Annotated in this window: 24 protein-coding genes; 14 read left to right on the top strand and 10 right to left on the bottom strand. The window is 73.0% G+C overall.

Annotated elements, in window-relative coordinates; all coding sequences use genetic code 11:
- The first annotated feature begins 21 nt into the window (after positions 1 to 21).
- From VGD70_RS15915 to VGD70_RS15945, 7 genes are all read left to right on the top strand, one after another.
- Positions 22 to 798 (top strand): ABC transporter permease, encoded by a 777-nt coding sequence (locus VGD70_RS15915; RefSeq protein ID WP_414637974.1) that lies wholly within the window; start codon positions 22 to 24, stop codon positions 796 to 798.
- The gene (locus VGD70_RS15920) at positions 795 to 1,571 is read left to right on the top strand and encodes an ABC transporter permease (RefSeq protein ID WP_331082235.1); all 777 of its coding nucleotides are present in this window, start codon (positions 795 to 797) and stop codon (positions 1,569 to 1,571) included. Before VGD70_RS15915 ends, VGD70_RS15920 begins: the two co-directional genes overlap by 4 nt.
- Positions 1,571 to 2,350 carry an ABC transporter ATP-binding protein gene (locus VGD70_RS15925; protein WP_331082236.1) on the top strand — a complete coding sequence of 260 codons (780 nt, stop codon included), beginning with the start codon at positions 1,571 to 1,573 and terminating at the stop codon, positions 2,348 to 2,350. The genes VGD70_RS15920 and VGD70_RS15925 overlap by 1 nt, the downstream gene beginning before the upstream one ends.
- Positions 2,347 to 3,828 carry an aldehyde dehydrogenase family protein gene (locus VGD70_RS15930; protein ID WP_414637975.1) on the top strand — a complete coding sequence of 494 codons (1,482 nt, stop codon included), beginning with the start codon at positions 2,347 to 2,349 and terminating at the stop codon, positions 3,826 to 3,828. The genes VGD70_RS15925 and VGD70_RS15930 overlap by 4 nt, the downstream gene beginning before the upstream one ends.
- A complete protein-coding gene (locus VGD70_RS15935) occupies positions 3,829 to 5,010 on the top strand; it encodes a 4-hydroxybenzoate 3-monooxygenase (protein ID WP_331082237.1) in 1,182 nt (393 codons plus the stop codon).
- A complete protein-coding gene (locus tag VGD70_RS15940; protein ID WP_331082238.1) occupies positions 5,007 to 6,131 on the top strand; it encodes a 5-methyltetrahydropteroyltriglutamate--homocysteine S-methyltransferase in 1,125 nt (374 codons plus the stop codon). Before VGD70_RS15935 ends, VGD70_RS15940 begins: the two co-directional genes overlap by 4 nt.
- 196 nt (positions 6,132 to 6,327) lie before the next feature.
- Positions 6,328 to 7,476 (top strand): alkaline phosphatase PhoX, encoded by a 1,149-nt coding sequence (locus VGD70_RS15945; RefSeq protein ID WP_331082239.1) that lies wholly within the window; start codon positions 6,328 to 6,330, stop codon positions 7,474 to 7,476.
- Here VGD70_RS15945 and VGD70_RS15950 read toward each other — a convergent pair.
- Genes VGD70_RS15950 through VGD70_RS15960 form a run of 3 tightly spaced genes read right to left on the bottom strand, consistent with a single transcriptional unit; the run spans position 7,454 to position 10,487 of the window.
- On the bottom strand, positions 7,454 to 8,578 hold the full coding sequence (locus tag VGD70_RS15950) for an amidohydrolase family protein (RefSeq protein ID WP_331082240.1): 1,125 nt from the start codon (positions 8,576 to 8,578) through the stop codon (positions 7,454 to 7,456). The genes VGD70_RS15945 and VGD70_RS15950 overlap by 23 nt on opposite strands.
- Positions 8,579 to 8,614: 36 nt before the next feature.
- A complete protein-coding gene (locus VGD70_RS15955; protein WP_331082241.1) occupies positions 8,615 to 9,916 on the bottom strand; it encodes a glutamine synthetase family protein in 1,302 nt (433 codons plus the stop codon).
- Positions 9,917 to 9,920: 4 nt separating this feature from the next.
- Positions 9,921 to 10,487, bottom strand: a complete 567-nt coding sequence (locus VGD70_RS15960) for a TetR/AcrR family transcriptional regulator (RefSeq protein ID WP_331082242.1) — start codon at positions 10,485 to 10,487, stop codon at positions 9,921 to 9,923.
- Between the two features lie 77 nt (positions 10,488 to 10,564).
- Between VGD70_RS15960 and VGD70_RS15965 the strand changes: the two genes are divergently transcribed.
- Positions 10,565 to 11,428, top strand: coding sequence for an SDR family NAD(P)-dependent oxidoreductase (locus VGD70_RS15965; protein WP_331082243.1), 864 nt, complete (start codon positions 10,565 to 10,567; stop codon positions 11,426 to 11,428).
- Here the strand turns inward: VGD70_RS15965 and VGD70_RS15970 are convergent.
- The 4 genes from VGD70_RS15970 to VGD70_RS15985 are packed head-to-tail and all read right to left on the bottom strand — an operon-like array spanning position 11,361 to position 14,479.
- Positions 11,361 to 12,134, bottom strand: coding sequence for a sugar phosphate isomerase/epimerase family protein (locus VGD70_RS15970; protein WP_331082244.1), 774 nt, complete (start codon positions 12,132 to 12,134; stop codon positions 11,361 to 11,363). The two genes, VGD70_RS15965 and VGD70_RS15970, sit on opposite strands and share 68 nt — an antisense overlap.
- Complete coding sequence (locus VGD70_RS15975; RefSeq protein ID WP_331082245.1) at positions 12,131 to 12,901, bottom strand: NAD(P)-dependent oxidoreductase; 771 nt, start codon at positions 12,899 to 12,901, stop codon at positions 12,131 to 12,133. Before VGD70_RS15975 ends, VGD70_RS15970 begins: the two co-directional genes overlap by 4 nt.
- An 11-nt stretch (positions 12,902 to 12,912) precedes the next feature.
- Positions 12,913 to 14,091, bottom strand: a complete 1,179-nt coding sequence (locus VGD70_RS15980) for an MFS transporter (RefSeq protein WP_331082246.1) — start codon at positions 14,089 to 14,091, stop codon at positions 12,913 to 12,915.
- 49 nt (positions 14,092 to 14,140) lie between these two features.
- A complete protein-coding gene (locus tag VGD70_RS15985) occupies positions 14,141 to 14,479 on the bottom strand; it encodes an EF-Tu/IF-2/RF-3 family GTPase (protein WP_331082247.1) in 339 nt (112 codons plus the stop codon).
- A 45-nt stretch (positions 14,480 to 14,524) separates the two neighbouring features.
- On the opposite strand from VGD70_RS15985, the gene VGD70_RS15990 reads away from it, so the two are divergent.
- Both VGD70_RS15990 and VGD70_RS15995 read left to right on the top strand, forming a co-directional pair.
- On the top strand, positions 14,525 to 15,298 hold the full coding sequence (locus tag VGD70_RS15990) for a tyrosine-protein phosphatase (protein WP_331082248.1): 774 nt from the start codon (positions 14,525 to 14,527) through the stop codon (positions 15,296 to 15,298).
- Positions 15,298 to 15,987 (top strand): SDR family NAD(P)-dependent oxidoreductase, encoded by a 690-nt coding sequence (locus VGD70_RS15995; RefSeq protein WP_331082249.1) that lies wholly within the window; start codon positions 15,298 to 15,300, stop codon positions 15,985 to 15,987. Before VGD70_RS15990 ends, VGD70_RS15995 begins: the two co-directional genes overlap by 1 nt.
- On the opposite strand, the gene VGD70_RS16000 is transcribed toward VGD70_RS15995, so the two are convergent.
- On the bottom strand, positions 15,988 to 16,854 hold the full coding sequence (locus VGD70_RS16000; protein ID WP_331082250.1) for an LLM class F420-dependent oxidoreductase: 867 nt from the start codon (positions 16,852 to 16,854) through the stop codon (positions 15,988 to 15,990). It abuts the gene before it with no gap.
- A 52-nt stretch (positions 16,855 to 16,906) separates the two neighbouring features.
- Entirely contained in the window at positions 16,907 to 17,764 is an 858-nt protein-coding gene (locus VGD70_RS16005) for an LLM class F420-dependent oxidoreductase (RefSeq protein ID WP_331082251.1), read from the bottom strand.
- A gap of 91 nt (positions 17,765 to 17,855) precedes the next feature.
- Between VGD70_RS16005 and VGD70_RS16010 the strand changes: the two genes are divergently transcribed.
- From VGD70_RS16010 to VGD70_RS16025, 4 genes are read left to right on the top strand one after another with little or no spacing between them, the layout of a single operon-like run.
- Positions 17,856 to 18,788, top strand: coding sequence for an ABC transporter ATP-binding protein (locus tag VGD70_RS16010; RefSeq protein WP_331082252.1), 933 nt, complete (start codon positions 17,856 to 17,858; stop codon positions 18,786 to 18,788).
- On the top strand, positions 18,781 to 19,641 hold the full coding sequence (locus VGD70_RS16015) for a hypothetical protein (RefSeq protein WP_331082253.1): 861 nt from the start codon (positions 18,781 to 18,783) through the stop codon (positions 19,639 to 19,641). The genes VGD70_RS16010 and VGD70_RS16015 overlap by 8 nt, the downstream gene beginning before the upstream one ends.
- The gene (locus tag VGD70_RS16020) at positions 19,638 to 20,552 is read left to right on the top strand and encodes an ABC transporter ATP-binding protein (protein WP_331082254.1); all 915 of its coding nucleotides are present in this window, start codon (positions 19,638 to 19,640) and stop codon (positions 20,550 to 20,552) included. The genes VGD70_RS16015 and VGD70_RS16020 overlap by 4 nt, the downstream gene beginning before the upstream one ends.
- Positions 20,552 to 21,265, top strand: coding sequence for an ABC transporter permease (locus VGD70_RS16025; RefSeq protein WP_331082255.1), 714 nt, complete (start codon positions 20,552 to 20,554; stop codon positions 21,263 to 21,265). The genes VGD70_RS16020 and VGD70_RS16025 overlap by 1 nt, the downstream gene beginning before the upstream one ends.
- Here the strand turns inward: VGD70_RS16025 and VGD70_RS16030 are convergent.
- A partial coding sequence (locus VGD70_RS16030) for a hypothetical protein (RefSeq protein WP_331082256.1) occupies positions 21,262 to 21,587 on the bottom strand: 326 nt, incomplete at its 5' end. The genes VGD70_RS16025 and VGD70_RS16030 overlap by 4 nt on opposite strands.

The raw sequence follows: 21,587 nt of genomic DNA on the forward strand, positions 1-21,587 counted from the left end.
AGCGGCGGAGCGAAACGAACCATGAGCACCGTGCGGAAGGTTCTGCTGGGGTTGGCGGGGTTGGTCGGCTTCGGTTTGCTGCTGGAGCTGGCACCCCGGATCGGGCTGGTGTCCGCGACGTACGCCCCGCCCACCAGCCGGATCCTCGCCACGCTCGCGGACCAGGCCAACGAGCGGCAGTTCTGGCTCGCCGTCTGGGACACGGTCCGCACGTGGCTCCTCGGCCTGGTCATCGCGGTGGCGCTCGGGGTGGTGCTCGGCGTCCTCATCGGCACGATCCCCCTGCTGCGGGCGGCGACGTCGTCCACCATCGAGTTCCTGCGGCCGATCCCGTCGGTCGCGCTGATCCCGCTCGTGGTGGTGCTGTACGGCTCGACGATCAGCTCGACGCTCGTGCTCGTCGTGTACGCCGCGTTCTGGCAGGTGCTCATCCAGGTGCTGCACGGGGTCGCGGACATCGACCCGGTCGCCCGCGACACGGCGCTGTCCTACCGGCTCGGCCGGTGGGCGCGGGTGCGCTACCTGGTCTGGCCGACGGCGCTGCCCTACGTCGTGACGGGGGTGCGGCTGGCCGCGACCGTGGCCCTGATCCTCACGATCACCGGTGAGCTGGTCGTCGGCTCGCCGGGCCTGGGCCGGGAGATCGCGACCGCGCGGGCGAGTGGCGCGGTGCCGGCGATGTACGCGCTGATCGTGGTGACCGGCGTGTTCGGGGTGGCCGCCAACCTGCTGACCCGCGCCGCCGAGCGCCGCGCCCTGCACTGGCACCCGTCGATGCGGACGGAGGTGCCGGCGTGAGCGCCGTGCTCAGGCGGGTCGGGCTCGCGATCGGGCTGCCGGTCGTCCTGGTGGTCGGGTGGTGGTTCGCCAGCGCGAGCAGCACCGACTTCTACTTCCCGCCGCTGCGCACGATCCTCGAGGTCTTCCCGGACACCTGGTTCGGCGCGCGGATGTACGACGACGTGCTGCCCAGCATCGCCCGGCTCGGCATCGGGTACGCGGCCGCGCTCGTGCTCGGCATCGGGCTCGGGATGGCCATCGGGTCGAGCCGGTGGCTGCGGGCGCTCGTCGAGCCGCTGCTGGAGTTCCTGCGCGCGGTGCCGCCGCCGGTGCTGGTCCCGATCCTCGTGCTGATCGCGGGCATCGGCAACGGGATGAAGATCCTCGTCATCGTCTCCGGCTGCCTCTGGCCGATCCTGCTCAACGCGGTCGAGGGCGTGCGCGCGGTCGACCAGGTCCTCGCCGACACGTGCCGCACCTACCGGATCCGCGGCCGGCTGCGCTGGTGGCACCTCGTGCTGCGCTCGGCGAGCCCGCAGATCGTCACCGGCGCGCGGCAGGCGCTGTCGGTCGGGATCATCCTCATGGTCATCAGCGAGATGTTCGCCGCGAGCAGCGGGCTCGGCTTCGCGGTCATCCAGTTCAAGGACGGCTTCCAGATCCCGCAGATGTGGAGCGGCGTGCTCCTGCTCGGCCTGCTCGGCGTGCTGCTGTCGGTGCTGTTCGGGATCGTCGAGCACCGGGTGCTCGGCTGGTACCAGGGCAGCCGGGCCCAACAGAAGGAGCGATGATGCTGGTCGTCAAGGAGCTCCAGAAGGTGTACGACGCGCGCGGTCGCCGGGTCGAGGCCATCGGCGAGGTGACGTTCTCCGTCGAGGAGGGGAGCTTCGTCTGCGTCGTCGGTCCGTCCGGCTGCGGCAAGACCACCCTGCTGCGCTGCATCGCCGGCCTGCTGCCGCCCACCCGCGGCGAGGTCGAGGTCGCCGGCCACCGGGTCACCGGCCCGCCGGATGGGCTCGCCGTCGTGTTCCAGGAGTACGGCCGGAGCCTGTTCCCGTGGCTGCGGGTCGCGGACAACGTCGACCTGCCGCTGCGTGCCGCGGGCATGGCGAAGGGCAAGCGCCGCGAGCTCGTGGACGAGGCGCTCGACGCGGTCGGGCTCGGCGACGCGCACCAGGCCTACCCGTGGCAGCTGTCCGGCGGCATGCAGCAGCGGGTCGCGATCGCCCGCGCGGTCGCCTACCAGCCGCGGGTGCTGCTGATGGACGAGCCGTTCGCCGCGGTCGACGCGCAGACCCGCGCCGACCTCGAGGACCTGATCCGGTCGGTGTGGCAGCGGCTCGGGGTCACCCTGCTGTTCGTCACCCACGACATCGACGAGGCGGTGTACCTCGGCCAGCGGGTGATCATGCTGTCCGCGTCGCCGACCCGGGTGGCCGAGGACCTCGCCATCGACCTGCCCGACGAGCGCGACCAGCTGACCACCCGCGGCGATGCCCGGTTCACCGAGCTGCGTGGCCAGGTGTACGCGCAGATCCAGAAGGCCAAGCTCGAAGGGAAGACGCGATGACCACCGCGATGACCACCGCCACGACCACCATCCTGGACCCCGCCGCCTTCGCCGGAAGTGTCTACAGTGGAGGGTGGGTCGCCGCGCACGGCGGCAGCGCGCCGATCGTCGCGCCGGCCACGGGCGACGTGCTGGGCACCACCGGTGTCGCGGACGTGCGGGACGTCACCGAGGCGAGCACGGCCGCGGCCGCCGCGCAGCGGGACTGGGCCGCGGCGAGCTACGCCGACCGGGCCGCCGTGCTGCGCCGCGCGGGCGCGCTCATCGAGGAGCACGCCGACGAGCTACGTGGCTGGGTCACCCGGGAGACCGGCGCGGTCGACGGGCTCGCCAGGTTCGCGGTGGGCGTCGCCGCGCAGGAGTGCTACGAGGCCGCGGCGCTCGCGTCCAGGTCTCCCGGCGAGATCCTGCCGACCGCCGAGCCGCGGCTGTCGCTGCTGCGCCGGGTCCCGGTCGGCGTCGTCGGCGTGATCTCGCCGTTCAACGTGCCGCTGATCCTGTCGATCCGCTCGGTCGCCCCGGCCCTCGCGCTCGGCAACGCGGTGGTGCTCAAGCCCGACCTGCGCACGCCGGTCAGCGGAGGCTTCGCGATCGCCCGGATGCTCGCCGAGGCCGGCCTGCCCGAGGGTGTGCTGCACGTGCTGCCCGGCGGCGCCGAGGCCGGCACCGCGCTGGTCGCCGACCCCCGGGTGCGCGTCGTGTCGTTCACCGGGTCCAGCCGGACCGGCCGCGCGGTGGCCGAGCTGGCCGCGCGGCACCTCAAGCGGGTGCACCTGGAGCTCGGCGGCAACTCGGCGCTGATCGTGCTGGAGGACGCGGACGTCGACCGCGCGGTGTCCGCCGCCGCGTGGGGCTCCTACCTGCACCAGGGCCAGATCTGCATGACCACCGGCCGGCACCTCGTGCACGAGAGCATCGCGGAGTCCTATGTGGAGGCCCTGGCCGCGCACGCGAACGCGCTGCCCGTCGGCGACCCCACCGGCCCGGTCGCGCTCGGCCCGCTGATCGACGCGGGCCAGCGGGACAAGGTGCACGCGCTCGTGACGTCCACTGTGGACGCCGGGGCGCGGCTCGTGGCCGGCGGCACCTACGACGGCCTGTTCTACCGGCCGACCGTGCTCGACGACGTGCGCACCGACATGCCGGCCTACGCCAACGAGGTGTTCGGCCCGGTCGCACCCGTCGTCCGGTTCGCGAGCGCCGAGGAGGCGGTGCGGCTCGCGGCCGCGAGCGACTACGGGCTGTCGCTGTCGATCCTCACCGGCGACGCGATGCGGGGCCTCGCGCTCGCCGAGCAGATCCCCACGGGCATCGTGCACATCAACGACCAGACGGTGAACGACGAGGCGGTCGCGCCGTTCGGCGGCGTGCTGGACTCCGGCACCGGCGCCCGGTTCGGCGGCTCGGCCAACCTCGACGCGTTCACCGACTCGCGCTGGATCACCGTGCGCGGCCAGATCCCGGAATACCCTTTCTAGATGCCCCGCACCCAGGTAGCCATCGTCGGCGCCGGCCCGGCCGGGTTGCTGCTCGCGCAGCTGCTGCACCTGCGCGGCATCGACTCGGTCGTGCTCGAGCGGCACACGCGGTCCTACGTCGAGGCGCGGATCCGGGCCGGCGTGCTCGAGCAGGGCAGCGTCGACCTGCTGACGAAGGCCGGCCTCGCCGACCGGCTGCACCGGGAACGCCTGGTACACCACGGGTTGGAGCTGCTGTTCGACGGCGTCGGCCACCACGTGCCGCTCACCGAGCTGGCCGGCCGGGAGCTCACGATCTACGGCCAGCACGAGCTGGTGACGGACCTGGTGGCCGCGCGGCTGGACACCGGGCGGCCGCTGCTGTTCGAGGCGCCCGCGGTGGGCATCGACGGGCTCGACACGGACTCGCCCGTGGTCCACTACGTCCACAACGGACGGACCGAGGAGCTGCACTGCGACTTCGTGGCCGGTTGCGACGGCTTCCACGGGGTGAGCCGCCCGGCCGCCGCCGGGCTGACGAGGTATGAGTACGAGTACCCGTACGCGTGGCTCGGGGTGCTGGCCGAGGTGGCGCCGTCGGCCGAGGAGCTGATCTACGCCTCGCACGACCGGGGCTTCGCCTTGCACAGCATGCGCTCCCCCACGCTCACCCGGCTGTACCTGCAGGTGTCGCCGGACGCCTCGGTGTCGGCGTGGCCCGACGAGCGGGTCTGGGCGGAGCTGCGCACCCGGCTCGACCGCACGAGCGGGTTCGAGCTGGCCGACGGCCCGATCGTGGACAAGGCCGTGACCGCGTTGCGGAGCTTCGTGGTGGAGCCGATGCGTTACCGGCGCCTGTTCCTCGCCGGCGACGCCGCCCACATCGTCCCGGCGACGGGCGCGAAGGGCCTCAACCTCGCCGTCGTCGACGTGGCGGTGCTCGCGTCGGCGCTGACCCGCTGGTTCGCCGACGGCGACGCCGCGGGCCTGGAGTCCTATTCGGACACGTGTCTCGCGCGGGTGTGGCGGGTACAGCACTTCTCGTGGTGGATGACCTCGATGCTGCACCGGGCCCCGGACGCGGACCCGTTCACCCGCCGCCTGCAACTGTCCCAGCTGCGGTACCTGACCAGCTCGGCCGCCGCCGCGACCTCGTTCGCGGAGAACTACGTCGGCCTGCCGTTCCCGGAAGGAGCACAATGACCGTCAACACCGTTCCCCCGTTCCGTGCCGACCACGTCGGCAGCCTGCTGCGGCCGCCCGCGTTGTTGCGGGCGCGGGAGGATCGTGGCGCCGGGCGGATCTCGCCGGAGGAGCTGCGCGCCGCCGAGGACGAGGCGATCCGGTCCGTGGTGGCGATGCAGGCCGAGGTGGGCCTGCGCTCGGCGACCGACGGGGAGTTCCGGCGGACGTCGTGGCACATGGACTTCATCTACCAGCTCGGCGGCATCGGCCGGTCCGACGAGTCGATCAAGGTCCGGTTCCAGAACGCCGACGGGCTGATCGAGTTCAGCACCGCGGCGTTGCATGTGGACGGTCCGGTCCGGCTGGCGAAGACCATCTTCGCCGATGACTTCACCTACCTCCGGTCCCTCACGGGCGACGCGGTCACCCCCAAGCTGACGATCCCGTCGCCGAGCATGGTCCACTACCGCGGCGGCCCGGCGGCGCTGGACCCGGCGGTCTATCCGGACGAGGACCTGTTCTGGGCGGACCTGTCCGAGGCCTACGCGCGGCAGGTTTCCGCGGTGGCCCGGCTCGGCTGCCGCTACCTGCAGCTGGACGACACGAGCCTCGCGTACCTGAACGACCCGACGCAGCGCGCGGAGCTGACCGCCCGCGGCGACGACGCCGAGCACCAGCACCTGCGCTACATCAAGCAGATCAACACCGCGCTGGCCGGCCGCCCCGACGGCCTGCGGGTGACGACGCACCTGTGCCGCGGCAACTTCAAGTCGTCCTGGGCGGCCGAGGGAGGCTACGACTTCGTGGCGGAGGCGCTGTTCGCCGACCTCGCGGTGGACGGCTTCTTCCTGGAGTACGACGACCCGCGCTCGGGCTCGTTCGCGCCGCTGCGGTTCGTGCCGCCGGGCAAGCAGGTGGTGCTGGGCCTGATCACGACGAAGCGCGGCGCCCTGGAGTCGAAGGACGAGATCAAGCGCCGCATCGACGAGGCCGCGAAGTACGTCCCGCTGGAGCAGCTGTGCCTGTCCCCGCAGTGCGGCTTCTCCTCGACGGTGGACGGCAACTCGCTCACGTACGACGAGCAGGTGGCGAAGCTGGCGCTGATCGTCGAGATAGCGGACGAGGTCTGGGGCGACTGAGCCGGCCCGGTCCCGTTCGCCGAGGGGCGGGTCAGGGTAGGACCTGGGCACTGGCGCTTGCCGCGGGACCCGGCCACGGTCGAGCGAGCGGCCAGGCAGCGGCCAGCTGACGTTCATCCGCTGGCGGTGCGCAAACCGTACACTTCGGTCACTCGCCCACACACCGTAGGCGAGTGACCACCCTGCGGAGGCACAAGTGCAGAGACGGAACTTCCTGCGGGCGGCCGCCATCGGCGCCGGAGTGACCGCGTTCGGCAACACCCTCACGCGCACGGCGATGGCAGCGCCGGCACAGAACGGCCCCGGTCCGTACGGCCCGCTACAGCCGGCCAACGCCAACGGCATCCAGCTGCCGGCCGGGTTCACCAGCCGGGTCGTGGCCCGGTCCGGCCAGCAGGTCGCCGGTTACACCTGGCACAACGCGCCGGACGGCGGTGCGGTGTTCGCCGACGGCGGCGGCTGGATCTACGTGTCCAACTCGGAGATCAACCCCGGCGGCGGCGTGAGCGCGCTTCGCTTCGACGCCGACGCCACCATCACCGGCGCCTACCGGATCCTGGCCAACACCAGGCTGAACTGCGCGGGCGGCGCGATGCCGTGGAACAAGTGGCTGTCCTGCGAGGAGATCGACCTCGGCTTCGTGTACGAGACCGACCCGTGGGGCGCCGCGGCGGTGCAGCGCCCGGCGATGGGCCGGTTCAAGCACGAGGCGGCCGCCGCCGACCCCGTGCGCCGCGCCATCTACCTGACCGAGGACGTGCCCGACGGCTGCCTCTACCGGTTCCTGCCGACGACGTGGGGCGACCTGTCCTCGGGAACGCTGCAGGTCATCAGGGCCGGCACCGCCACCTCGGGCAGCTTCACCTGGGGCACGGTGCCCGACCCGGACGGCTCCCCGACCGCCACCCGCAACCAGGTGTCGGGCGCGAAGCGGTTCAACGGCGGCGAAGGGCTGCACTACGCCAACGACACCGCGTGGTTCACCACCAAGGGCGACAACCGGGTGTGGCAGCTGAACCTGGCCGCCAGTACGTACGAGCTGGCCTACGACGACTCGCTGGTCTCGCCCGGCACGGCCCCGCTGACCGGCGTGGACAACGTGACCGGCTCCTCGTCCGGTGACCTCTACGTCGCCGAGGACGGCGGCAACATGGAGATCTGCGTCATCACGCCGAACGACATCGTCGCGCCGTTCCTGCGGGTCACCGGGCAGAGCGGGTCGGAGATCACCGGCCCCGCGTTCACCCCGGCGGGCAACCGGCTGTACTTCTCCTCGCAGCGCGGGACGTCCGGCTCGTCCAGCGGCGGCATCACCTACGAGGTCACCGGGCCCTTCCGGTCCTGAGCCGAGGGTGCAGGCGGGCGGCGTTCTCGGCGCCGACGGCGAACGCGAGCCGCTCGGCGGCGTCGACGTCGAGCACGTCGTCGGCCAGCCAGCTGTCGAGCAGCCGGCCGAAGTGGTGCCGCCACAGCACGGCGCCGAGGTGGTGCAGCTCGGGCAGGGCGTGGCCGTCCGAGGAGTAGAGCACCGAGTCGAACGGCGCCAGCTCGAGTGCCTCGGCGAGCACGTCGTCCGCCCGCACCCCGACGAACGGCAGCGTGAGTCCGATGTCGACGGACACGTGGTCGAACACGTGCGCCAGGTAGGCGGCATTGCGGTGGAACGGCCAGCAGTGCAGCAGCACCACCGCGATCCCACTGTCGCGTGTGGACCGGAGGAAGTCGGTCAGCAGCAGCGGGTCGACCTCCCGCAGGTGCAGGTCGTCGTCCCCGAAGCCGGTGTGGAACTGCAGCGGCAGCCCCAGCTCGACGCCGACCCGGGTCGCCTCGTGCACGACCCACGCGTGCAGCACCGGGTCGGTCAGCCGGGGGTCGCCGGAGCGCAGCCAGCCCTGCGCCGCGAGCGCGGCGTCCCGGTCCGGCGGGCACTCGCCGGGGACGTCGAGCCCGGACCGGTAGGCCACGACGGTCTTGAGCGCCACCGCCGTCGCGGCCCGCTCCCGCAGTTCCGCGCGGAACCCGTCGAGGAGCCCGGCGGGTGAGCCCGCGCGCGGCGCAAGCGTTTCCGCCACCTGCTCGATGCGCACCACCTCGTGCCCGGCGCCGCACACCTCCCCCGGCTCGACCCCCGGCGACGGCGCGTAGCCGGTGTCGACGAGCCAGTGCTCGACACCGGCCGACCGCAGCAGCCGCTCGGTCACCTCCTGCCAGCCGAGCTCGGCGCGGCGCTCCAGGTAGTCCTCGGGCGAGGCGTGCGCGGGCAGGTCGAGCACCGGCGCGCACCACCGCCGCACGGCGAGCCCCAGCGAGGAGTGCCACCGGTCCCGGGTGCCGGCCGCGGCCGCCTCGGTGAGCCCGGCGGCGAACTCCTCCGGCTCGACGTCCCGCCCCAGCACCGCGTGGCAGTGCTGGTCGATCAGCGGCACCTCGTCGGTGACTGTGCTCATGGTCTGCTGCTCATGGTCCGCTCCGCCGCTGTCCGGTCACCAGCGCCAGCGGACGGCGGCCGAGAGACCGTGCGCGTCCAGCCCGGCGCAGCGCTTGGCCTCCTCACGGCGAACGGTACGGATCGCGTCGTGCAGCTCCGGGCCCAGGGCGTCGGCGAGCACGGTGGAGGCCGCCAGGGCGTCGGCCGCCTCGAGTGCCGACGTGGGCAGGCGCGCGATGCCGGCCGCCTCGCGTGCGGCCTCCGAGAGCAGGGCCGGGTCGCCGGTCACCGGGTCCGGGAGGCGCAGGTCCCCGGCCACGCCGGCCAGGCCCGCCGCCACCACGCAGCCCACCAGCAGGTACGGGTTGGCCGTCGCGTCGAAGCACTTCAGCTCCGCGTTCGCCGACTCCTCGCTCCCCGCGATCATGCGCAGCGCGGTCTCCCGCGTCTCCTCGCCCCAGCACTGCCAGATGCCCGCCCACCGGGACGGCTGCAGCCGCAGGAAGCTCGCCGGGTGCCCCGCCCCGATCGCCACCAGCGCCGGCAGCTCCCGCAGCACACCCGCGAGGAAACTGTCGCCGGCCGGGCGCCGGGCGGCGAGCAGGTTCCCCGATGCGTCGTGGACGGACAGGTGCAGGTGGCCGCCCGACCCCGCGCCGTCGGGGTCGACGCTGGGCGCGAACGACGCCCGCCAGCCGTGCGCGAGGCTCCGCGACCGCACGGTGTGCCGGACCAGCACGGCGTCGTCGGCGGCGCCGACCGGGTCGCGCGGCGCCACCGACACCTCCAGCTGCGCCTGCGCGTACTCCGGGTGGAACTGCTCCACCACGAGCCCCTGCGCCCGCAGGTCCTCGACGAGGTCGGCGGCGTACGCGGCCACCTGCTCCAGCCGGATCTGCCCGTACGCCGGCCCGTCGAACGCCGGCACGAACCCGTCGGCGTCCGCCCGGCCGAGGATCCACTCGTGCTCGAACGCCATCCGCAGCGTGAGCCCCTGGCGCGTGGCGGCCGCCACCTGCCGATCGGCGAAGGCCCGCTGGCACGCGACGAACGGCTCGCCGGACTTGGTGAGCTTGTTCGCCGGCGCCCACGCCCACCCCGGCAGCGCGGACAGCGCCACCGCCCGCGCCAGGTCGGGCACCAGCCGCAGGTCGCCGTCCGGGCCGCCGAGGTACTCGCCCGCGACCATGACGTCGTCCGAGCCGAACGCCTCGAAGCACGGTGACGCGCCGACCCCCGTGGCCGCCACGGCCGCCAGCCGCTCGAGCGGCACGGTCTTCACCCGCGTGATGCCCGCGTTGTCCACAAAGGACAGCTCGACCATCGTCACGCCGGCGGCACGCAGCTCGTCCACCATCCGCTCACCCTCTCTCGCTCAGGTACGCCAGCAGGTCGTCGACGAGCTGCTCGGGGCTCGCGTTGCCCTTCCCGCCCTCGGCGAGGTGCCCGGCGGCGGCGAGGTCGGCCGCCCCGTGCGCGGTCGCGCGCAGCAGCGACGCCAGCCGCACCGGGTCGCCGGCCGGCAGCGCACCCGCGGACTGGGTGGCGGCGACGAGGTCGACGAGCCCGGTCTGCGCCGCGTGCGCCGCCTTGGTCAGCTCCTCGGACTCGACGTTCCACTGGCCGAACACCAGCCGGAACCGGGCCGGCCGGTCGAGCGCCCAGGAGATGTAGTGGTGCAGCGTCGCGCGCAGCACGGCCTCCGGGGACCGCCTGCGCTTGGCGGTGGCCACCAGCTCGGCACCGCGACGCTCCAGCTCGGCGGCGGCCACCGCGGCCAGCAGTTGCTCCTTGCTGGCGAAATGCTTGTACGGGGCGTTGTGCGACACGCCGACCTGCCGGCCGACCTCGCGCAGCGTCACCGCCGCCACCCCGCCCTCGTCGAGCAGCGCGGTGGCCGCGTCGACCAGCGCCTCCCGGGTTCCCATCGCGCCATCGTAACCGTGGTTGACGCTGTCAACCCGACGCGCTAGGTTGACGGTGTCAACCACGGGAGGAGAGGCACATGCGCGCGGTGGTCACCGGGGCGACAGGCGGCATCGGGGAGGCGATCGCCCGGCGGCTCGCGGCCGCGGGTCACTCGGTCGTGCTCATCGGACGGAGCAGCGAGCGGACCGACGCGGCGCGGCGGCGCATCGCGGCGGCCGTGCCCGGCGCGGACCTGCACGGGGAGACCGCGGACCTGTCGCTGATGGCCGACGTCCGCGACCTCGCGACCCGGCTCGACCCGCTGCCCGACGTGGCGATCAGCAACGCCGCCGTGGTCGCGCCGCTCGACAGGGTGACCGCCGAGGGCCTGCCGCTCACGCTCGCCACCAACCACCTCGCGCCGTACCTGCTGCTGCGCACGCTGGCCGAGCGGATCGGCGCCGGGCCGGCCCGGTTCGTCATCGTGGGCGCGGCGCCGCGGGCGCTGGCCCGGGTGCCGGTGGACCTCGACGACCTGCGGATGCGTAACGAGCGCACGCTCGGCCCGCTGCCGAGCTTCCGGCCGTTCGCCGCCTACGGCCGCACGAAGAACATGAACGCGATGTTCGGCTACGCGCTGGCCCGCAGGCTCGCCGGCACCCGGATCACGGTCAACGGCGGGCATCCGGGCATCGTCAGGCAGACGGGGCTCGGCCGGCACGCCTCGGGCGGGCTCAAGGTGTTCACGAGCCTGCTCAACCCGTTCGTGCCCGGCGTCGACTACGGCGCCGACAACCCGGCCTGGCTCGCCACCGCGCCCGAGGTGGCGGGGGTGACGGGCGGGTACTTCGTGCGGCGCAAGGAGGTCCCGACCGCCCCGCACACGACCGACGTCACCCGCTGCGACCGGCTGTGGGACGAGAGCGCCCGGCTGGTCGGCCTGCCGGCGGCCCTGCGCTGAGCCAGCCGAGCAGGGTGGCCGCGTCCTCGGCGAAGGCGGCCGGGTCGTCGTCGCGGACGAACTCCAGCAGCGCGTGGCCGTCGGCCGGCAGCGCGGCCAGGACCGGGCGCCACAACGCCTCGCCCGCGGCCAGCCGACGCCGCGCACCGGTGTCGTCCCAGGTGAAGACGTGGGCGGTGACCGGGGCCAGCGCCTCCACGGCGGCCAGCGCCGACGCGGGCCGGTCCCCGATCGGCGGCTGCCAGTACGGCCGCACCGCCGGCACCGCGGCCAGCAGGTCCACAGTGGACCCCAGGGTGTCGGTGAGCGTGTTCGCGTGGTACTCCACGCACACCTCGACGCCCTCGCCGGCGGCCAGCGCCGCGACCCGCGCCAGGTCGGCGACCACCGCGGCCCGGTCCGGCTCGACCGCCGAGCCGCGGCGGCCGGCCCAGACCCGGACCCGCGGCGCCCCGAGCGCGACCACGGTACGCAGCACGTCGTCGAACCCGGAGCCGTCGCAGCGGTAGTAGGACCCGTACGCGGCGATCCCGACGCCCGCGTCCGCACAGCGTGCGGCCGCGTCGCGGGCGGCGGCCGCATCGGGCACGTGCACGTCACCGCCCCACTCGATCGCCCGCAGGCCGGCCCGCGCGACGAGCGGGACGATGTCCGCGACGCCGAGCCGCCGGAAGGTGACCGACACCAGGCCGGGGACGACCGTCATGCCGTGGCGGTGTTGTCCCGCGGCGCCCAGCCCAGCTCCCGCTTCGCCTTGGCCAGGCTCATCGTCCGCTCGTCGCCGTCGCCGCTGATCGAGTACACGTCGAACCCCGTGCCCCGCCGGGCGAGCGCGGCCTCGATCGCGGCGGCGACGTCGCGGGCGGAGGTCGAGATCGCGCGCTGCATCGCGGTCCCGTCCTTGGGCCAGCTGTCGTCGGCGGTGGGGAAGCAGAGCCGCAGGCAGATCGCGTCCATGCCCCTCGCGACGGTCGCGGTGCGGCAGACCTCCTCGCCCAGCCTCTTGGCGAGCCCGTAGAAGTCGTCGCCGTCGGGCGGCACGGACTCGTCGGGGTAGTGGCCGAGCCGGCCGTCGTCCACGCGCCGCTCCCCCGGCGCGGGCTCGATGCCCTCCAGCGGGTAGCGGTAGACCGACATGCTGCTCGTGTAGACCAGGTGCCGGACGCCGGCCCGGTGCACGCCGGTGAGCGTGGCGTACAGGCCGGGCACGGCCACGTCGAGGTGGGCGCGCGCGTTGGCCGGGCTCCCCCAGTCGGCGGCGGGCCCCATCGCCATGAACACCAGCGAGTCGACGCCCGCGGCGAGCGTGGCGACCAGGTCGACGTCGTGCAGGTCGCCGGCGTGATAGTCCACACCGGACACCGGCGCGGCCGGCTCGGCGAGGTCGAGCACCCGGATCCCGTGCGTGGCGGCGAGGTGCGGCAGCACCATCGAGCCGACCAGACCGCAGCCTCCGACCACCAGCAGGCGCATCGACGCTCCTCTCACACTCCGACGTGCGCGTCCCGGCCGGCGCGCAGCCCGACGACAGTGTGCACGGCCGCCACGCCGACGAGCACGGCCAGTGGCACCGTCCACCCGCCGGTCGCGTCGTGCAGCGCGCCGATCGCCACCGGCCCGGTCGCGGCGAACAGGTAGCCGATCGACTGGCCCATCCCGGACAGCGACGCGGACGAGCGCGGGTCGGCCGCACGCAGGCTGAAGAACGCGAGCGCCAGGAAGAACAGCGTGCCCGCGCCGATGCCGGTGACGAGCGCCCACACCACCGCGAGGTCGGGCGCGAACAGCAGGCCGAGGTAGCCGAGCATCGCGAGGAGCGAGCCGCCCGCCGCGATCAGCCGCTGGTCGGGCAGCCGGGTGAGCAGCAGTGGCACGACGATGCTCATGACCACGCCGACGATCTGGTAGACGAACAGCATCCAGCCCGCGTAGTCCTCGCTCGTGCCGGTGCTCACCACGATCGACGGGAACCACGCGAGCATCGTGTAGAAGCCGCACGCGGACAGCGCCATGAACGCCGAGACCTCCCACGCGAGCGGCGAGCGCCACGGAGCCCTCGGCTTGAGGGTCTCCGGCTCGGGCATGCCCGAGCGGCGCAACTGCGGCGCCCACACCGCGATCGCGACCAGCGCGAGCCCTGCCCAGCAGCCGAGCGCGGCGCGCCAGCCGCCGGGCAGCACGCCTGCCAGCGGGACCGCGATGCCGGCCGCGGTGGACGCGATCACGCCGATCACCGCGGTGTAGACGCCGGTGGCCGCGCCGATGTGGTCGGGGAAGTCGCGCTTGATCATGCTCGGGATCAGCACGTTGCCGACCGCGATCGCCGCGCCGAGCAGCACGGTGCCCACCCACAGCAGCCCGGTCACCGGCAGCGAGCGCAGGACGATGCCGGCCAGGAGCGCGACCATCGCCGCCCAGAGCATCCGGTCGGTGCCGAACCGCCGGGCCAGCCGCGGCACCTGCGGCGAGACGGCGGCGAAGGTGAGCAGCGGCAGCGTCCCGATGAACCCGGCCTCGCCGGCGGTCAGGCCGAGGTCCCGGCGGATCATGTCCAGCACCGGCCCCACGGAGGTCAGCGCCGCCCGCAGGTTGGCCGCGATCAGCAGGAATCCCACGATCAGCAGCACCCGGCGGCCCACCCGCTGGTCTTTAGCAGACCTCACGACCGTCACGCCGCCAAGGTGTCACACGCACCGTGAGTCGGGCAAACCATCAGGCCTTGAGGACGTCGCCCCGCCGGACGTCCTCGCGGGCCAGGCCCTCCAGCACCAGGCCGACGTTCTCCCCCAACCGCGCGACGTCGGTCTTCTTCCGGAACTGCTCGATGCCCGCGACGGTGGTCGTGGCCACCGGCTCGTTGCCGCGGGTGAGCGCCAGCTCGCCGCCGACGCCGATCTGGCCGTAGGTGACCCGCCCGGTGACGACCGTGCCGCGCCCGGTGATCACGAACACGTCCTCCACGGTGAGCTCGAACCCGTCGGCCGGCGGCGGTCCGGGCCGGGGCGCGGGGTAGTCGACCGGGGTGTCCTTGCGGCGGCTGAACAGGCCCATGCGGCCGACGCTACCGCCGATCACCCGATCTGGTGAGATGAACCCGTGGCCTGGATCGAGCTGGAGAACGCAGTCAACGCCCGTGACCTCGGCGCCCTCCCGACCGAGGACGGTGGACGGACCCGGCCCGGGCGGCTGCTCCGCGCCGACAACCTGCAGGACCTCTCCCCCGCCGACGTCGCCCGGCTGGTCGACGAGCTCGGCCTCACCACTGTGGTCGACCTGCGCAGCACCCACGAGCTGAAGTCCGAGGGGCCCGCCCCGCTCACCGCGGTGGCCGCCGTGGAGCACGTGCACCTGTCGGTGCAGCCGGAGAGCCTCGGCATGACCGACGCGGCCGGCGAGGCGCTCGCGACGAACCGGCGGCGGGCCGTCGAGCGCGACCCGACCGACCTGCTCCTGTCGTTCTACCTCGGCTACCTCGAGGATCGCCCGGAGAACATCGTCGAGGCGCTGCGCACGATCGCCGGCGCGCCCGGTGCCGCGCTCGTGCACTGCGCGGCCGGCAAGGACCGTACGGGGGTCGTGGTCGCGATGGCGCTGACCGTGGCCGGCGTGCGGCGCGACCTGGTGGTGGCCGACTACGCGGCCACCGGCGAACGGATCGGGCTGATCCTCGACCGGCTGCGCTCGTCGCCGACCTACGCCGACGACATCGACCGGCTGCCGCCCGAGGAGCACCGCCCGCGCGCGGTGACCATGGAGCGCTTCCTGGCCCGGCTCGACGCCGACCACGGCGGGGCGCTCGGCTGGCTGGCCGAACACGGCTTCGGCGCGGAGGATGTGGCCCGGTTGCGCGCGAAGCTGCTGGAGGACTGATGGGACGGTCGGTGCTGGTCACCGGGGGCACCGGTGGGCTGGGCGTCGCGGTCACCACGGCGTTCCTCGATGCGGGCTGGCGGGTCGTGGTGCCGTGGGTCGCCGAGCGGGAGCTGTCCCGGATGCCGTCGCACCCCGCGCTGGAGCTGGTCGAGGCCGACCTGTTCGACGAGGAGTCGGTCCGCGCCTGCGCCACCACCGCGGCGTCCTCGCCGGACGCCCCGCTGCGGGCCGTGGTCAACCTCGTCGGCGGGTTCGCGGCGGGCGGGCGGGTGCACGAGACGCCGGTCGAGGAGTTCGAGTCCCAGCTGCGGCTGAACCTGCGGCCCACGTACCTCACCTGCCAGCAGACCCTGCCGCACCTCATGGCGGCCGGCGGCGGGTCGATCGTGTGCATGTCCAGCAGGGCGGCCCTGCACCCGTTCGCCGGCGCGGCTGGCTACGTCACGGCGAAGGCGGCCGTGCTGGCGCTGGTCGACGTGCTGGACCTCGAGTACGCGAAGGCGGGCATCCGGGTGAACGCCGTCCTCCCCGGCACGATCGACACCCCGGCCAACAGGGCCGCGATGCCGGACGCGAACCGCAAGGACTGGGTCGCCCCGGCCGACATCGCCCGCACGATCCTGTTCCTGTCGGGGGACGAGGCGTCGCCGATCAGCGGCGCGCACGTCCCCGTCCACCGCGCCTGATCAGAGCTCGGCCAGGCGGGCCGAGATCGGGGCGCCGAGCTTGTCGATCCACGCCGCCGGGGCGTCCCCGGGAGGCATGACGATCGCCGTGTCCACGCCCAGTTTCTGGTACTCCGCCATGTCCTTCACGAACGTGTCGACGTCCGTCGGCGGCGCCTGGACGCCTACCGTCTTCTGGATCGTGTCGTAGTCGCGGCCCACGGCGTCGCAGTGGCCGCGCAGGACGTCCAGCTTGTGGGCCACGTCGGCGACGCTCGTGGTGAACAGGTTGCACGCGTCGGCGTACTGGGCCACCAGGCGCAGCGTCTTCTTCTCCCCACCGCCGCCGATGAGGACGGGCAGCGGGTCGCTGAGCGGCTGCGGCGAGCACAGGGTCTCGGCCAGCTGGTAGTGCTTGCCCTCGAACGGACCGTTGTTCTCGGGGTCCCACATCTGCTTGCAGATCCGCAGCGCCTCCTCGAGGCGCTCGAACCGCTCGGCCACCGGCGGGTAGGGCACGCCGAGGCCCTTGTGCTCCCGCTCGTACCAGGCGGCACCGATGCCCAGCTCGGCCCGGCCGCCGGACAGAACGTCCAAAGTGGACACGATCTTGGCGAGCAGGCCGGGGTGGCGGTAGGTGACGCCGGTGACGAGCAGGCCCAGCCGGGTGGTCGACGTGTGCGCGGCCAGGTAGCCCAGCGTGGTGTAGCCCTCCAGCATGGGATCGGTGGCGGGCCGGAACTGCTCCATCTGGAAGTAGTGGTCCATGACCGACAGGTGGGTCACGCCGGCGGCCTCGACCGCCTGCCCCACTCTGGCCAGTTCGGGCGCTATGCCGGGAGTGCCGTCGGGAACGGTGAACGCGATGACGTGAATTCCAAGGTGCACCCCGAAAGCCTAGGAGCTGGAGCGCACTCCAGCGCAAGTCGGAGAGCGCGAGTCAGAGCGCCGCGATCGCCCCGCCCAGCGTGGTCACCGACTCGGGCGTCCACGGCCCGCTCGTGATGAGCACGACGTGGCCGATCCCCCACTCCGCATAGCCCCGGCACCGCTGGACGAAGTCGGCCGCGGGCTCGTCCGGCAGCCAGCGGGTGCTCAGCGTCTTCTCGATCTCGTCGTACGAGCGGCCGACCGTCTCGCAATGCTGGGCCAGCACGTCGAGCTTGCGCTTCACCGTGGCCCCGCCGTCCGGAATGTCCGGAAGGTTGCACGCGTTGGCGTACTGCGCGACGAGCCGCAGCGTCTTCTTCTCCCCCATGCCGCCGATGAGGATCGGCGGATGCGGGCGGGTCACCGAGTTCGGGTTGTTGACCGGCCAGCCCAGCTTGTAGTGCGACCCCACGAACGGGTTGTCGTCGCCGGCCCACATGTGCCGGGCCAGCCGCAGGGTCTCCTCGAGCCGCGCGAACCGTTCGGACTTCGACTCCGGCAGGTCGAGGCCGAACGACTCGGCCTCCTTCTCGTGGTAGCCGCTGCCGATCCCGAGCCACGCCCGGCCACCGGAGAGCACGTCGACCGTGGTGACGGCCTTGATCAGCAACGCGGGCGCCCGGTAGGTCGCGGCGGTGACCATGGTGCCCAGCCGCACCCGCTGGGTGGACGCGGCGAGGAAGCCCAGGGTCGTGTACGCCTCGAGCATCTCCTTCTCGGGCGAGCTGGTGGGGTCGGCCTGCAGCAGGTGGTCGGAGACCCAGAGGGTGTCGACGCCGGCCTCGTCCGCGGCGCTGGCCACCGCTCCCACGTTGGTGCCGATCCGCGAGGGCCAGGAGTAGTTGGTGACGTTCAGGCTGATCCGCATGCCCCCACCCTGCCAAAGATCGAGGCCCCTAAGGGAGAAATCAGGGTACCGGCCTGATGCCGGCGTCAGCCCCCACCCATAGTGTTCAGACGTGGTACTCATCGAGACTAAGGCGCTGGAGAAGCGTTACGACAACAAGGTCACCGCGCTCGCGGACCTGACGGTCGCCATCGAGCCCGGAATCGTCGGGCTCGTGGGGGTGAACGGCGCCGGCAAGAGCACGCTCATCAAGCTCGCGCTGGGCCTCCTCGCGCCGACCGGGGGGCAGATCCGGGTGCTGGGGCTCGACCCGATCGCCGAGGGGGAAGCGGTACGCGGCCGGGTCGGGTACATGCCCGAGCACGACTGCCTGCCGCCCGACGTGATCGCCGCCGAGTTCGTCACGCACATGGCGAGGGTCAGCGGGCTGCCCGCGGCGATGGCCCGCGAGCGCGCGTCGGAGACGCTGCGGCACGTCGGGCTCTACGAGGAGCGCTACCGGCGCATCGGCGGCTACTCCACGGGCATGAAGCAGCGGGTCAAGCTCGCGCAGGCACTCGTGCACGACCCCGAGCTGCTGCTGCTCGACGAGCCGACCAACGGCCTCGACCCGGAGGGCCGGCGGGCGATGCTCGACCTGGTGCAGCGGATCGGCACCGAGTTCGGCATCTCGGTGGTGGTGTGCTCGCACCTGCTCGGCGAGATCGAGCGGATCTGCACCTCGCTGGTCGCCATCGACGCGGGACGGCTGCTGCGCTCGGCGTCGCTGTCGTCGATGACCCAGCAGAGCGACCTGCTGATGGTCGAGATCGACGAGGACCCCACCGGGCTGGCCGAGCTGCTCACCCGCGCCGGCCTCGACGTCCGCGCCGAGAAGCGCGCGCTCCTGGTGCGGCTCGCCGTGGACCGCGAGGACGAGACCTACGACCTGATCCGCGACGCGGTCGCCGACCTCGACCTGTCGCTGCACCGGCTGGAACGGCACCGCCACCAGGTCGCCGACCTGTTCCGGGACCTGCCCGCCGTGGAGGCCAGCTATGCCTGACCGTGCCACCGGTGTCATCCACGACATCGGCTACCAGCGTTACGAGGGACCGCGGCTGGGCCGCGGCTACGCGTCCCGGTCGCTGTTCGTGCACAGCGTGCGCGGCGCCTACGGGCTGGGCCGCAGCGCCTGGGCCAAGGTGCTCCCGATCGGGCTGCTGTCGCTGGCCTGCATGGCCGCGCTCGTGCTCGTGGTGATCAACACCCAGCTGCCCGTGCAGGTCATCGACTACGTGGGCATCGCGTCCACGTTCACCTACGCCGCAACGGTGTTCGTCGCGGTCGTGGCGCCCGAGCTGGTGTCGGTGGACCTGCGCAGCAACCTGCTGTCGCTGTACCTGTCCCGGCCTCTGCGGCGCACCGACTACGCGCTGACCAAGCTCGCGGCGCTCGCCACCGCCACGTTCGTGATGCTCGGCGCGCCGATGGTGATCCTGTTCCTGGGCATGGCGTTCAGCACGAACGACGGGATCTCCGGGGTGTTCTCGGAGGCCGGCGGGCTGCTCGAGGGCTTCCTCGCCGCGGCCATCCACGCCGTCGTGCTGGCCGCGCTCGCGCTGCCGCTCGCGGCGCTGTCCGGGCGGCGCGTGTTCGCCTCGGGGATGATCATCGGCGTCTTCCTGCTCACGGCCCCGGTGTCCGGCGCGACGATGGCGTTCAGCTCCGGCGACGGCGCCTACCTCGCCGGCCTCATCAACCCGGTGAACCTGCTCAACGGCGTCGACCGCTGGCTGTTCGACGGCGGCACGTTCGACATCGGCGACTACGGCCCGGTGTACGGGCTCGTGTCGCTCGCGGTGGTGCTCGTCGGCACGGCCTGCACGGTGTGGCGGTATCGGAAGGTGAAGTCATGACCTCGGTCGAACTGTCCGCGGTGTCGCGCTGGTACGGCAACGTGGTCGCCGTCAACGACGTGACGCTCACGGTCGGGCCCGGGCTCACCGGGCTGCTGGGCCCGAACGGCGCCGGCAAGACGACAGTGCTGCACCTGATGGCGGGGCTGCTCGCGCCGTCGCAGGGCAGCGTGCTCGTCGGCGGCGACCCGGCGTGGCGCAACCCGGAGATGTACCGGACGCTGGGCCTGGTCACCGAGCGGGAGAGCGTGCCGGGCTTCCTCACCGCGTGGGAGTTCGTGCTCGCGTCGGCGAAGCTGCACAAGCTGCCCGCGCCCGAGGCCGCGGCCCGCACGGCGCTGGGCATCGTCGAGATGCAGGACGCGCAGGACCGCCGGATCTCCACGTACTCCAAGGGGATGCGGCAGCGCACCCGGGTGGCGGCGGCGCTGGTGCACGACCCGCGGGTGCTGCTGCTCGACGAGCCGTTCAACGGCATGGACCCCCGGCAGCGGCTGCACATGATGGAGCTGCTGCACCGGATGGCCGAGGAGGAGGGCCGGACCATCCTGTTCAGCTCGCACATCCTCGAGGAGGTCGAGGAGCTGTCCGGCACGGTGCAGGTCATCGTGGCCGGCCGGCTGGCCGCGTCGGGCGACTACCGGCACATCCGCCGGCTGATGACCACCCGCCCGCACGTGTTCACCATCCAGTCCTCCGACGACCGCCGGCTGGCGACCGTCCTCATGGGACAGGAGTCGGTCTCCGGCGTGTCGGTCACGGACGGCGCCCTGCAGGTGCACGCGTCGGACTACGGCACGTTCACCCGGGCGGTGGCCAAGCTCGCCAAGGCGTCCGACATCCGGCTGACGGGCATCCTGCCGGCCGACGAGTCCCTCGAGAAGGTCTTCTCCTACCTGGTGGCAACCTGATGAACACGACGATCATGGGTTTGACCGCGCGCGCCCTGCTGGGGCGGCGGCGGGTCCTGATGCTCCTGCCGATGCCGCTGGTGCTCATCGGCCTCACCCTGCTCGGTGTCTACTCCGGCGTCGACGCCGCCGACTGGGGCCCGCCGGTGTTCGCCACGCTGGGCCTGAGCGTGATCCTGCCGCTGACGGCGCTGATCGTCGGCAGCAGCGTGCTGGGCCTGGAGATCGACGACGGCACCATCACCCACCTGCTCACCAAGCCGTTGCCGCGCAGCGAGATCGTGCTGTCGAAGCTGTTCGTGGCCTGGACGGTGACCACGGTCGCGACCGCCGTCCCCCTCGCGATCGGCGCGCTGATCGCCGGCTCGTCCGCCCTGGCGATCGGCCTGGTGGTCGGCGCGGCGGTGGGCTCGCTGGCCTACACCGCGCTGTTCCTGGCCCTGAGCCTGCTGACCAAGCGCCCGGTGGCGGTCGGCTTGGTCTACATCATGCTGTGGGAGAACCTGCTGGTGAACTTCGTGAGCGGGGCACGGGTGTTCAGCGTCCAGCAACACGCCACCGCGATCGCCGACGCCATCGCCGACAGCCCGATGCTGAGCTCGTCGGTGTCGCTGACCACGTCGGTGGTGGTGGCGATCGTCTTCATCATCGCCGGAACGGTCGGCGCCACCGCGAAGCTCCGCTCCTTCGCCCTCACCGGCGAGGCCAACTAGAACGACGATCCTGGTCCCCGTCGCCGGTCGCCGGGGTCCGCGGGGGCCGGCTGCTCAGGAGCAGCCGGCCCTTCGCGGTGATCCGGGATGTGCAGCTCTCCGGGCCGCGGCTCGTCGTAGAGGTCCACCACATCGAAGGCACGGTGCCCCGGCGGCTCCACGGTGTGGACGAACAAGCGAACGAGGTCGGCGGGGGGAACGATCGAGTCGAGCGGAGCGCCGACGAGCGCGTTGAGCACGGCGGCGCGGCACAGCCGAACCAGCTCGGCCTTGAGCGCCGCGGGCAGCCGCGGGCCGTCCGCCGTCACCGCCTCCCGCACCG

Source organism: Actinophytocola sp. (genome assembly GCF_036402745.1).
Classification (GTDB): Bacteria; Actinomycetota; Actinomycetes; order Mycobacteriales; family Pseudonocardiaceae; genus Actinophytocola.